Annotated in this window: 15 protein-coding genes; 6 read left to right on the top strand and 9 right to left on the bottom strand. The window is 38.6% G+C overall.

Annotation, left to right across the window (positions count from 1 at the left end; translation table 11 throughout):
* Positions 1–89: 89 nt before the first annotated feature.
* Genes GJ691_RS06710 through GJ691_RS06690 form a run of 5 tightly spaced genes read left to right on the top strand, consistent with a single transcriptional unit; the run spans position 90 to position 4,886 of the window.
* Positions 90–389, top strand: a complete 300-nt coding sequence (locus GJ691_RS06710; protein WP_154365088.1) for a riboflavin synthase subunit beta — start codon at positions 90–92, stop codon at positions 387–389.
* Positions 389–2,245: a DNA mismatch repair endonuclease MutL gene (mutL, locus tag GJ691_RS06705; RefSeq protein WP_154365086.1), complete on the top strand. Its 1,857-nt coding sequence runs from the start codon at positions 389–391 to the stop codon at positions 2,243–2,245. Before GJ691_RS06710 ends, mutL begins: the two co-directional genes overlap by 1 nt.
* Positions 2,246–2,989 (top strand): rhomboid family intramembrane serine protease, encoded by a 744-nt coding sequence (locus GJ691_RS06700; protein WP_154365084.1) that lies wholly within the window; start codon positions 2,246–2,248, stop codon positions 2,987–2,989.
* A gap of 2 nt (positions 2,990–2,991) precedes the next feature.
* Positions 2,992–3,864, top strand: coding sequence for a rhomboid family protein (locus GJ691_RS06695; protein WP_154365081.1), 873 nt, complete (start codon positions 2,992–2,994; stop codon positions 3,862–3,864).
* A gap of 2 nt (positions 3,865–3,866) precedes the next feature.
* Positions 3,867–4,886, top strand: coding sequence for an endonuclease/exonuclease/phosphatase family protein (locus GJ691_RS06690; protein WP_154365079.1), 1,020 nt, complete (start codon positions 3,867–3,869; stop codon positions 4,884–4,886).
* On the opposite strand, the gene GJ691_RS19690 is transcribed toward GJ691_RS06690, so the two are convergent.
* The 9 genes from GJ691_RS19690 to udk form a co-directional block, all read right to left on the bottom strand.
* Complete coding sequence (locus GJ691_RS19690; RefSeq protein WP_246200133.1) at positions 4,866–5,189, bottom strand: DUF6122 family protein; 324 nt, start codon at positions 5,187–5,189, stop codon at positions 4,866–4,868. The two genes, GJ691_RS06690 and GJ691_RS19690, sit on opposite strands and share 21 nt — an antisense overlap.
* Entirely contained in the window at positions 5,182–5,817 is a 636-nt protein-coding gene (locus tag GJ691_RS06685; protein ID WP_179955049.1) for a WbqC family protein, read from the bottom strand. The genes GJ691_RS19690 and GJ691_RS06685 overlap by 8 nt, the downstream gene beginning before the upstream one ends.
* Before the next feature lie 62 nt (positions 5,818–5,879).
* Positions 5,880–7,622 carry a signal peptidase I gene (gene lepB, locus GJ691_RS06680; protein ID WP_154365077.1) on the bottom strand — a complete coding sequence of 581 codons (1,743 nt, stop codon included), beginning with the start codon at positions 7,620–7,622 and terminating at the stop codon, positions 5,880–5,882.
* A 94-nt stretch (positions 7,623–7,716) separates the two neighbouring features.
* A complete protein-coding gene (gene dapB, locus GJ691_RS06675; RefSeq protein ID WP_154365075.1) occupies positions 7,717–8,418 on the bottom strand; it encodes a 4-hydroxy-tetrahydrodipicolinate reductase in 702 nt (233 codons plus the stop codon).
* A 4-nt stretch (positions 8,419–8,422) separates the two neighbouring features.
* On the bottom strand, positions 8,423–9,070 hold the full coding sequence (locus tag GJ691_RS06670) for a DUF5683 domain-containing protein (protein ID WP_179955048.1): 648 nt from the start codon (positions 9,068–9,070) through the stop codon (positions 8,423–8,425).
* Positions 9,063–9,965 (bottom strand): ParB/RepB/Spo0J family partition protein, encoded by a 903-nt coding sequence (locus GJ691_RS06665; RefSeq protein ID WP_154365073.1) that lies wholly within the window; start codon positions 9,963–9,965, stop codon positions 9,063–9,065. The genes GJ691_RS06670 and GJ691_RS06665 overlap by 8 nt, the downstream gene beginning before the upstream one ends.
* A complete protein-coding gene (locus GJ691_RS06660; RefSeq protein WP_154365071.1) occupies positions 9,966–10,739 on the bottom strand; it encodes a ParA family protein in 774 nt (257 codons plus the stop codon).
* Between the two features lie 213 nt (positions 10,740–10,952).
* Complete coding sequence (locus GJ691_RS06655) at positions 10,953–11,285, bottom strand: FtsB family cell division protein (protein WP_154365069.1); 333 nt, start codon at positions 11,283–11,285, stop codon at positions 10,953–10,955.
* A 6-nt stretch (positions 11,286–11,291) separates the two neighbouring features.
* Entirely contained in the window at positions 11,292–11,900 is a 609-nt protein-coding gene (gene udk, locus GJ691_RS06650) for a uridine kinase (protein ID WP_154365067.1), read from the bottom strand.
* A 458-nt stretch (positions 11,901–12,358) separates the two neighbouring features.
* Between udk and mce the strand changes: the two genes are divergently transcribed.
* On the top strand, positions 12,359–12,766 hold the full coding sequence (mce, locus tag GJ691_RS06645; RefSeq protein WP_154365066.1) for a methylmalonyl-CoA epimerase: 408 nt from the start codon (positions 12,359–12,361) through the stop codon (positions 12,764–12,766).
* Positions 12,767–12,789 lie beyond the last annotated feature (23 nt).

Below are 12,789 nucleotides of genomic sequence, written 5' to 3'. Positions count from 1 at the left end.
ATTCCGGCAATTTCCCATTTTTAGGCTGTTAACAAATTTTGGGAATACCTATACCGCATTTTTTTTGATTTTAAGTAACTTTGAAAACAATGGGTATTCTAAAGAAATTTACAAGAATCAGTAAGAATAGAAAGTACGACTATAAACCTCGTTTCTATGATGATAAGGGTAAAGGAAACCCTTTTAAAATAGAATCGAAGTTCGATAAGTTCCGTAGTACCGTAGATACCCCGAGGGGAATCAAAGGTAAGTTCAATTCGGCCATCGATGATATGAAAACCGAGGGAGACCGTAATATGAAGATGCGTTTAATTATAATTTTGGCGGTTTTGATACTTGTTTTCCTGTATATAATCGATTTTGACATCTCCATATTCTATAAGCGATAATGGCAGATATCATTAAACTTTTACCCGACCATGTTGCTAATCAGATTGCAGCAGGTGAGGTGGTACAACGACCCGCATCCGTAGTCAAGGAATTATTGGAAAATGCCATAGACGCCGGTGCAGATTCTATAAAACTTATTATAAAGGATGGTGGTAAGAACCTTATTCAGGTCATTGATGACGGAATAGGGATGTCTCCGACCGATGCCCGAATGGGTTTCGAAAGGCACGCTACTTCCAAAATACAAAAGGCCGAAGACCTTTTCCGTTTAAACACCAAAGGGTTTAGGGGTGAAGCCTTGGCATCAATAGCGGCAATAGCCCATGTTGAAGTGCAGACAAAGCCCGAACAGGATGAAATGGCGACCCATTTACGAATAGAAGGCAGTGAGATAAAGTTCCAAGAAGTTTGTGTGGCCCCTAAGGGCACCTCAATGTCGGTTAAGAACTTGTTTTTCAATATTCCCGCCAGACGTAATTTTCTCAAATCGAATCAGGTTGAACTACGGCACATTACAGATGAATTTCATCGGGTAGCCATGGCCCATCCGAATATCGCCTTTAATTTTTATAATAACGGTAGTGAGCTTTTTAATTTGCCAAAGGCGAACCAAAGGCAAAGGATCGTGCATATTTTCGGCAGTAAGACCAATGAGAAATTGGTGCCAGTAAATGAAGAGACGCAGGTGGTCAAAATATCGGGTTTCATAAATAAACCTGAATTTGCCAAGAGAAGTAGGGGAGAGCAGTTTTTCTTTGTAAACAACCGATTTATAAAAAGTCCGTATTTACATCATGCGGTATTGGCAGCATTTGAAGGTTTGATAAAATCGGATTCCTATCCGGGGTATTTCCTTTATTTGGATGTTGACCCGGCATCTATCGATATCAATATACATCCAACGAAAACAGAAGTTAAGTTTGATGATGAGCATACCTTATATGCCATTCTAAGATCCACTATAAAACACAGTTTGGGACAGTTCAACGTTGTACCTGCGCTGGATTTTGATCAGGATCAGAACCTGGAAACCCCATACAATTACAGGGATAAGAATGCCGTACAGCCTAACGTAAGCGTAGATAGGGCATTCAATCCTTTTCAAGAAGTTGCAAATTCGACAAAACCTGCGGGAACTAAATCCTATAAAAAACAGAATACCGAAGGATGGGAGAATTTATATGTGGGGTTGGAGTCCAAGGTTGGCCAGGATGATGGTTTCAGCAGTGTAAAATTCGAATCTGAATCCAATACAGGTAGTTTTTTTGAGTCACATCAAGAAAGTCTGGAATCTATTGCCACTACTTTTCAATTGAGAAGAAAATATATTGTCACTACTATTAAATCAGGTATGGTGGTCATTGATCAGAGTAGGGCCCATCAAAGGGTGCTTTATGAGCAGTTTTTAAAGAATATAACCGTGAATGAAGCGGTAAGCCAACAATTGTTGTTTCCCTTGCAATTATCCTTTTCAAAGAGCGATATTGATATTTTGAAGGAAATAAAAGATAGTTTAACAAGTATTGGTTTTATATTTTCACATATTAATGGGGAAGAAGTACGTATAACCGGTGTACCTCCTTTAGTATCGGAGAGTGAGGTTGGCATGGTTTTGGATCAATTGATTTCCGATTTCCAATTGCAGGTTACCGAGGATAGTTTTTCCCAAACCGATATATTGGCGAAGACCTTGGCAAAGACTTTATCGGTTAAAACGGGGGAAGTGTTGAACAACACCTCACAATTGGCATTGGTTAATGATTTATTCGCTTGTAAGGAATCTCGATGGAGTCCGTTTAACAAACCGGTATATGTGACCATTACCGAAAATGATATTGATAAAAAATTTATTTAGATGGGAAGGATAACAGATGCTATAAAGCATTTATTGATAATAAATGTACTTTTTTTCGTGGCCACTTCGCTTTACGGGGATCAGATGTACGAATGGTTTTCCCTTTGGTTTCCAAAGAATGGGAATTTTGGATTATGGCAATTGGTCACCCACATGTTCATGCATGGCGGTATAGCGCATATTGGGTTCAATATGTATGCGCTTTGGGCGTTTGGAACACCTTTGGAACGTATGTGGGGTAGGAACAAATTCCTGTTTTTTTATTTTTCGGCAGGATTAGGGGCTGCATTGATCCATACAGGTGTGAATTATTATTATTTTAATGAAGGTATGCAAGCTTTGGTGAATTCAGGGATTGCAAAAAGCCAGGTTATGGAGATTATTTCTGGAGGGCAATATAGTCCGGCATGGTATGATATTGCTTCGAAAAGTACGATTGATAATTTCCTTAGTGCTTATAATACTCCCGCAGTCGGTGCTTCAGGAGCCATTTATGGGGTTTTGGTGGCGTTTGGTATGTCGTACCCTAACAGTGAACTGTTTCTTATTTTCTTGCCCATACCCATTAAAGCGAAAATATTTATTCCGGTTTTAATCGCTTTGGATCTTTTCTCCGGGGTAACCGGTTATGGTATTTTTGGTCAAGGCATAGCCCATTTCGCCCATGTTGGGGGAGCTATAGCCGGATTTATTATGATGTGGTACTGGAAGAAAAACCAGTTCAATAATAATCGTTGGAATTAGAAATGAATACAGGTAATTTAAGATATCATTATGCCAGATTGTCCATTGCGGAGAAATTGATCGTGGTTAATGTTTTGGTATTCATCGTAAACGGATTGTTTACGTTATTGTTCCGAACAAACCCAGACATTCTAGTGCAATGGTTTCAGTTGCCCAAAGATTTTTTCGATTTTTTAATGCAACCATGGTCGCTTGTTACTTATTCCTTTTTTCATGCAGGGATTGGCCATATTTTCTGGAATATGCTGGTGCTGTATTATGTGGGACGCATATTTTTAAACTTGTTCAACGGAAGAAGGTTTTTGAATGTTTATTTTTTGGGCGTTATATTGGGTGGACTGTTCTTTATGGTCGGTTATAATGTTTTTCCGGCGTTTTTTAAGGTCAATGCCGCATTGATTGGAGCTTCCGCAGGGGTAAGGGCCATATTGATCTTTATATGTGCTTATATTCCCAACCAGGAGGTCAGATTGATTTTCTTTAATCTTAAACTATGGTATTTAGGGGCGTTTATCGTTGTCATGGATTTGGTGCAATTATCAATGGGTATGAATCCGGGCGGTAACTTTGCGCATTTGGGAGGAGCCTTGTTGGGGTATGTCTATGCCCGACAATTATTGAACGGTAAAGACATTGGTGAAGGATTTTCCAAAATGGTAGATAGTGTTATAAATCTATTTAAAAAGTCCGAGAAAAAGGCGCCAATGAAAACTGTTTATCGCAGTACCAAAACAACTTCTGCGAGTAAAAAGTATAAGAAGGAAAGCCATCAGCGAAAGATAGATACCATTTTGGATAAGATCAGTAAATCAGGTTACGAAAGCCTGTCGAAAGATGAAAAGGATTTTTTGTTTCAAGCCGGTAAAGAGGATTAATTTTGGGAAAAGGTCTTAGTAAGTTCAACAAACTGGTATTTTTCTTAAATGTCCTAGCGGCTTTGTTCATGCTACTTGCATGTATTTCGCATTTTATAAGTTGGGGTGTTTTCTCCTTCCTTACATTTCCCAGTCTTTTCCTTCCCTATTTGGTTGTGACCAATGCGTTTTTTCTTGTGTATTGGGCGCTTAAGGGAAAAAGACAAATACTTTTACCGATTTTGATACTCTTGTTCGGATACTTTACCCAAGATTCATTTTTTAAGATTTTCGATGCCTATGACGAACTTGGAGAAGGAGATATAAAAATATTGACATTTAATGTTGGGGGATTTAATGGTATCGAAGGGATGAGAAATCCTATACCAAAAGAAAGAATCATCAATTTCATTAATCGGCAAAATGCAGATATCTTATGCCTTCAGGAATTTGATAGTAGAATTAGGAAAAAGTTTAATCATTACCCGTATAGATTTATTATACCAAATGAGTCAGACAAAAGTCCACAAACTATTTTTTCAAAATATCCTATTATCAATAAGGGGGCATTTAATTTCCCCGATTCGGCCAATGATGGTATTTATGCAGATATTTTGAAGGGAACAGATACTTTAAGGGTTTATAACATTCATCTACAATCCTATAAAGTAAGGCCGCGTTCATTTAAAAGGGAAGCACCTGATAGATTGTTCAATCGCTTGAATAAGTCCTTTCAAAAACAACAGCAACAGGCTAATTTGGTTAAAGAACATGCCAATCAAGTACGCTATAAAAAAATTATATGTGGCGATTTCAACAATACACAGTTCTCCAGTGTTTATGCCACTATTAAAGGTGATATGAAAGATTCGTTCCAAGAAAAGGGGAGCGGTCTGGGCAATACTTATACTTTTAAATTCTTACCTTTTCGTATCGATTTTATCTTGACCGATCCTGAATTGGAAATAACCTCCCACAAAAACTTTGACGTACGGTTGTCAGATCACACTCCCGTTATGGCTTCATTCCGATTGAAGGAATAACATAATACAGTCAACGGTATCTGCTAAAATATGAATCATTAATGCAAGCCCGAGAATCCGTGTTTTTTTGAAAAATAAAAATAAGGTGTACATGAAAATGGCCCAATAGCTATGAAGGGGGTGGAAACCAATACTGCATCTATTTGAATCAAATATCGGAGTGGCCAATAAGTGGTCCACATCGATTAGGATGCCCAATAATAGAAAGAGGGCAATTTTTAGACTTTGTCCCTTAAAAAAATAGAAAGCAACAATGATGGGGACAAGGAAGTGTATGCCATAGTGTAGTGTGAACCTAAGCATTTAAAAAGTCAAGATTGAAATTTTTAAGATAGGTCAAAGCATTGGTGCCTTCATTAAACAGTAGGTCTAGAACACTGGTGTTTTTTACGAATCCATGTCTATCACTAAAAACCTGCTCATAAGGTTCTTGTAAAAAACCTTGTTCTTGTTTGGATCTTACCAAGAATCGACCATCCGAAACTTCATCCGTTACGGTTATTTCATACGACGCTGTTCGGGCCATTCCCGTATCAATTTGTAAACATGAATTTATGATCTGAATGGCATTCAGGTTAAAATCCAACAAAAACTCATAGGAATTATCGAAAACCGCATGAAGCTCGTCTTCATAAAATTCAAAAAAGGGAGAAGTGCGATAGGCGGTTTCAAGGGTACGCCAATGTTGTCGTTGCCATTGGTAATCGTTGTCCAACCGTACATCTTTATATTTTTGTCTGCCATGATTGCCCCCGACGTGTTTAACCGGGATACTCATTAGGTGTCGGCCGCGATCCGTACAGATATAGCAACGGTTTCTATAGGTTTGTTTTTGGTAATTATCCTCGACTTCCCAGATTACATCTTTTTGTGCCATTATAGCACAAGTAACTATATTGGGAAAATATGTAGGATGAATTAGGGTTTTCACTTTATGCTAATATTTTATTGAATAGATTCTTTTATTCTGGCTTAGAAACTTTCAAATTGGTATTAGTCGTTAGCTTTCTTTCTTCTTTTCCTGAAAAAATCGAAGACGAACCAACCAGCCAATGCCAAAAGAAAATATTTAAAGTAGGAAACAGGTTCGCCAGAACCATTAACGGTCGTAAATACACGGTCCCAACGAATACTCCAATTACGCCAACCGTCCCTAAAGTTGTCGATACTCATCCAAATAAATATCGGCGTACCTACAATATGGTCTTCCGGTACATAGCCCCAAGTTCTACTGTCTTCGGAATGATCTCGGTTGTCACCCATCATCCAGTAATAATCCTGTTTAAAGGTGTAGGTGTCGGTCGGTTTTCCATTAATACTAATTTCCCTCCCATTAACGGATAAGGTATTCCCTTCATAATCCTTAATGATTTTTTTATAAAGGGGGAGAACCTCAAGGTTCAAGTCCACGGTTTTACCTTTTTCCGGTAGGTAAATAGGGCCGAAGTTGTCGTTGTTCCATGCATAGGAATTATTCTGGGGAAATATATTGTAACCTTTTTCCCCTTTTGGGGAAATGATTTTAACCACTGAATCCAAGGCGGCATTGTTCTTCAACTTTTCTGCCAAATCTTCAGTAATGGTCAATAGGCGCTGTCTATCGGTTTGTTCTTTTAAGGACAATCCAGCACTTCTGATTACGTTAGTCGGAATTCCTAAATGATTCGTAATAAGTTCTATGTTTCCGGATTCAGCCCGTCTACTTCCTAGTAAGTAGGGCATAATCACATTCAATTGGTTTTGGTTGATTTGGGATGTGACATAAATACGATTAAAATCGGTTACACCAAGTTCTTTTAAAAGCCTCGAGGAAACTCCTTTTTGGGAATAGGCCATGTAGTCGTATTGGGGTTTGGCCCTGTCCGGTAAAACGGTCTGCTTCCCATTTATATAGACATAACCATCGATTACGGCCAATGAATCACCAGGGATGCCTACACAGCGCTTCACATAATTCGATTTTTTATCTATCGGTTTTTTTACTCCCCTTTCTTTTTTGAAAAACCGGTATACCGTATCTGCTGGCCAACTGAATACCACAATGTCATTCCTATCTATTTTGGTTACACCTGGCAACCTTAAATAAGGCAGGTGGGTTTTATTCAATAGCGAAGTTTTATAGGTTTTTGGGTCCACATCCGCTACATAAGACCGTATGCCCAAACCGGGAATGGTGTCGTGCACCATAGGGGCTGCAATAGTGGTCATGGGAACCCTTGCACCGTAATGGAACTTACTAACAAAAAGGAAATCACCTATTCGAAGTGTTTTCTCCAAAGAACCTGTGGGGATTACATAAGGTTGAATAAAATAGGTGTGAACCAATGTTGCGGCAACAACTGCAAAAACTATAGAGCTCACCCATTCTCCTAGTGCGGTTGTTGGATGCAAGCTACGATCTTTGATATGTTTCACATCCATCGTATAATTTACATAATAGATGTAAAAACCTAGTGTCAATACGACAAGCCAAGATTCCATCAGGCTTTTTCTGCCAAAGCTTCGAATGGTCTCTACCCATATCACCGGAAACATCAAAAGGTTGATGATGGGAATAAAAAGTAAGATGACCCACCATTTGGGGCGGTTGATTATCTGCATCAATACAATGCCATTATATATGGGAATTGCCGCTTCCCAAGCTTTTCTACCTGCTTTTACATATAATTTCCAAGTTCCTAGAAAATGAATGACCTGAATGATCAATATGAAAATAATCCACTGGGTACCGTTCATCTTTTTTATTTTTTATTGAAATGGGATGAATATTTTAGAAGTATTGATAACATCAATAATCCATAAGTCTTTTAGATCTTTTTTTGTTACGCTTTTAACCAAGGTTTAACACATCTCGCATAGAGAACACCCCTGTTTTGCCAATAATCCACTCCGATGCTATTACTGCTCCTAGGGCAAAACCTTCCCGATTATGTGCCGTATGTTTAATTTCGATGCTATCAACATCGCTACTATAGTCAACAACGTGTGTGCCGGGAACATCGTTCTCCCTAATTGCCTTGATCACTATCTCGTCTTCTTTACCTTGGTCAAGACTCCAGTTTTGATATTTGGAGTTGGCCAAGATACCTTCTGCCAAGGTAATCGCCGTGCCACTCGGGGCATCAAGTTTTTGTGTATGGTGTGTTTCTTCCATACTAACCTTATATTGGTCTAAATGCTGCATCATTTTGGCCAAATAGTTGTTCAGCTCAAAAAATATATTCACTCCCAAACTGTAGTTGGAGGTATAGATGAACGCCCCTTTTTTCTCTTGGCACAGGGCCACGGCTTTATCATAATCCTGCAACCAACCGGTCGTTCCGGAGATGATGGGTACATTGTGGGAAATGCATTGCTCAATGTTTTTATAAGCAGCGGAAGGCATACTGAAATCAATGGCCACATCCATTTGGGAAAAATCTATTTCTTTGGTGTCCACGTCTATTTTGGCCACAATTTTGTGTCCTCTATCCAAAGCGATTTTCTCAATCATCTTGCCCATTTTTCCGTATCCGAACAAGGCTATATTCATAAGTTTAAAATTTAATGGTAAAAGCGAGCCCGTAATTGGGGTCACTGGTAACGGGATTCAGATTTAAATAGGGGTGTACATCAAGGCTTAAATCTTCATCAACGTTAAATTGTTTTAAATGGGCATCTACATTGGCGTCAATAATGTTCAGTGCATACATGGCAATGGTGAGTACCAACGATAAATCGCGATCACGTTGATAGTTCTCTTGTTGATATTCCAAATCGTCTGAATCCAAATCTGGGTCGGCCCCTTCGACATTATCCCCGTTTATGTCATAAAATTCATCATCTGTAAAACCTGCCAGCCTTCTTTTGTACGCTGTTCTAAATCGCTTGTAATAATCGTCATTGTACTTGTAAGCATATACGCCAACGCCCAAAGCGGCATAAACGATCGGCACTTTCCAATATCTTTTGTTGTACACTTGTCCCAACCCTGGAAGAACGGCTGAATAAAATGCGGCCTTACTTGGGGCCAAAGGATTTATTTCTTTTTTTTTCTCGACCATTATGTCCTGAACTACAATTCCTTCTTCCTTTAATTCAAGGTCGAGGGAATCCTTGGCTTTGGGAATGGAGTCATTTTCCTGCCCTGAGGTAGTGAGGATGGCCAATATGAAAAATAATGGAGTAAGAAGGAATTTATTCACCTACGATTAATTTTTTAATACGTTGGAATTCTTCTTCGGAATTGAAAGGGATCATAATTTTACCTTTTCCGTTTTCCGTAGCATTTACGGTCACTTTTGCGGCTAAATGGTTGCCGAGTTCTTTTGAAGCTTTTTTGGTGAACGGTGGTGGGGCTGCATTTTTCTTTACTTGCTTTGTATAACCGTTTCCTTCTTGATAAGCTTTTACGGCCCGTTCCGTGTCACGTACAGAAAGGTTTTCGCCGATAATTCTTTCGTATAAAGCGATTTGGTCGGTTTTTTTATCAATATTGACCAATGCCCTTCCGTGGCCCATACTCATAAAACCATCCCTTATCCCGGTTTGTATGATGGGGTCTAACCGCAATAGACGCATATAATTGGTGATCGTGGATCTTTTCTTTCCCACACGTTCACTCAATTTTTCCTGTGTCAGTTGAATTTCATCTATTAATCGTTGATAGGAAAGTGCTATTTCGATAGGGTCTAGATCTTGTCTTTGAATGTTTTCGACCAAGGCCATTTCCAACGATTCTTGGTCATTGGCAATACGAATGTATGCGGGAATGGTTTCCAGCCCCACAATTTTAGATGCCCTAAAACGTCTTTCCCCAGATACCAACTGATATTTGTTGAAATCGAGTTTACGAACGGTTATGGGTTGTATTACACCAAGTTCGCGAATAGAGGAAGCAAGTTCCTCAAGGGCTTCGGTGTTAAAACTGGAACGAGGCTGAAAAGGGTTGACCTCAATGGCCGTAATGTCAAGTTCCACAATATTACCGACTACCTTATCGGCATTTTTATCCGAAACGGATTGTATATCATTCTCAGGGTCTTTTAACAGGGCGGAAAGTCCACGGCCCAGTGCCTGTTTTTTTGTTGCCTTCGCCATTTAAACGGTTTCCTTGTTTTTCTTCAATAATTCATTCGCCAAATTCAGGTAATTGGTCGCGCCTTTACTACTCGCATCATATTTTATAATGCTTTCGCCATAACTAGGGGCTTCACTCAAACGAACGTTTCTTTGTATAATGGTATCGAATACCATGTCGGAAAAGTGTTTGCGTACTTCTTCCACCACTTGGTTTGATAATCTAAGCCGGGAATCGAACATGGTCAATAAAAGCCCTTCGATATCCAATTCGGGATTATGTATTTTCTGTACACTTTTAATAGTGTTCAAAAGTTTCCCCAATCCTTCCAAAGCAAAATACTCACATTGTATCGGGATAATAACGGAGTCTGCGGCGGTCAAGGCGTTTAATGTCAATAGTCCTAAAGACGGGGCACAATCCACCAGAATGTAATCGTAATCTTCTTTAAGTCCAACAATAGCCTTTTTCAACATATATTCCCTTTCATCCTTATCTACCAGTTCTATTTCAATGGCCACTAAGTCGATATGTGACGGAATCAGGTCCAAGTTTGGGGAATCCGTATGGATAATGGTTTCTTTGGCGGTTTTGGTGTGCTCAAGTAATTGATAGGTGCCTGTTTCGATTTCATCAACATTTATACCCAATCCTGATGTTGCATTGGCTTGGGGGTCCGCATCGATTAAGAGTACTTTTTTTTCCAGAACACCTAGTGAGGCCGCTAGGTTTACGGTAGTCGTAGTTTTTCCTACACCACCTTTCTGATTTGCTATAGCAATAATCTTGCCCATAATCATAGTAAGTTAGGGGTTAAAAATACAATTATTTATGGCGTTATAAAATGAATTTTGTTAACACAGGGTGAATAACGGGGTCTAGGGGCGTTAAATTGAGTTAAAGTTATAAATTTTGGATGTCCGGCACTCAAGAATTAAGGTGTTTTAAGGTTTTCAGCTGTGGGGTTATTCTGGGAATCCTGTTTTAAGTAAAAACATAGGTTATTTCTATTTTTTGTTGTCAATATTCAGGCTGTCCTCATATTCAATCAGGTAGATCTCCTCATTCTTTCTTTTTAGATAGTATTGTTCCCTTGCAAATTTTTCCAGTTCATTGGTGTCAGATAATTTTTCAATGATTTTTTTGTCCTTTTCGATTTCGCTACGCAGGAATTGCTGGGTTTTTTCAAGATTTTTTATTTCTTTTCTCAATTCCCGATGGATCATGAAAGAATTGGTGTCGAAAAAAAGCATCCAGATAACGAAGACCGTAAGCACCAGAACGTAGATGTTCGTTAAGAAGGAAAACCATTTCTTTTTTTTAAGATCCTTGAAACCCATAGTGTTTTATACCAATTTTTCGGTAATGATGGTGCGTACTATATCAACGGCCACGGTATTGTATTTGTTGTTCGGAATAATGATGTCGGCATATTCCTTGGTCGGTTCAATGAATTGTAAATGCATGGGTTTAAGGGTAGATTGGTACTTGTCCAAAGTTTCGTTCATGTTCCAACCCCGTTCATTTACATCCCGTTTCAGTCTTCGGATCAAACGCTCATCCGAATCGGCATGTACATATATCTTAATATCCAACATTTCACGTATTTTGGGATTCGTCATGATTAAAATACCTTCTACGATCATTACCTTTCTTGCGTAGGTTTCAACGGTCTCGTCGGTCCTGTTGCAATCAATGAACGAATAAACCGGCTGCTGTACCGATTGCCCTGATTTTAGTGCTATTAAGTGTTCTTCCAATAAAGGGAAATCAATAGATTTCGGATGATCGAAATTGGTTTTTTTCCGTTCTGGTAACGGTAAGTGCGAAAGGTCGTTATAGTAAGAATCCTGAGAAATTACACCGACCTCATCGGTTGGTAATTCATTGATTATTTGATTGACCACTGTAGTTTTTCCACAGCCTGTACCTCCAGCAATCCCAATTATCAACATGTTTAGTTTTTTTGGCAAAAATAGCGATTTGGGACGAAAACCAAGCTTTGAAATTTGCTTCTTACCTGAACTTGGGCTTTTTTGATTCTTATAATAGGTAAAATGTTCACTTGTTCTTTATTTTATAAAGGGCTCGGCCATAGAATAATGGGTGTGAAAAACAGTATTGTAATACTTAATGATTCCTTCATGAATGAAATCGTTGGTTATTGATTTCATTTCCTAATTTTATTAAACAAGTAAAGTTGTCCCAGTATGCAGTGATAGACTAATCCATGATTCGTAGATTCCTGAGAATAAAAGGCATAATGGGGTCATTTTTAGTTGATTTTATTATATTTTATGACATCTGTCATAAAATCGGGTAGAAGTTGGGGGTAAATTTGTCCCTTAATTTCAATAAAATAGGTTTTAAAGGAATAGTTTTTAATAATAATCATACGTAAAATTCAACAACCATGAACATTTCCCACATTGAACATTTAGGAATAGCCGTAGATAATCTCGAAGAGTCGATAAAATACTACGAAGGAGTGTTGGGCCTAAAATGCTACGCTATTGAAGAAGTGGCCGATCAAAAAGTGAAGACCGCCTTTTTCATGGTAGGTTCCACAAAAATAGAATTACTGGAAAGTACTTCACCGGATGGTCCTATTGGTAAATTCATTGAAAAGAAAGGACCGGGTATACATCATTTGGCTTTTGCGGTCAAAGATACAGATGAAGCCCTTAAAACAGCTGAAGAAAGAGGTGTTCGTTTAATTGATAAAGTATCTAGGAAAGGTGCTGAAGGATTGAACATCGGATTCTTGCATCCTAAATCCACACACGGTGTTTTAACTGAACTTTGCTCAAAAAAACAATAATTAGGAATCAAATAACCAATATA

The organism is Maribacter luteus, from assembly GCF_009674825.1.
Lineage (GTDB): Bacteria > Bacteroidota > Bacteroidia > Flavobacteriales > Flavobacteriaceae > Maribacter_A > Maribacter_A luteus.
This window is presented reverse-complemented; position numbering and strand designations above follow the sequence as displayed.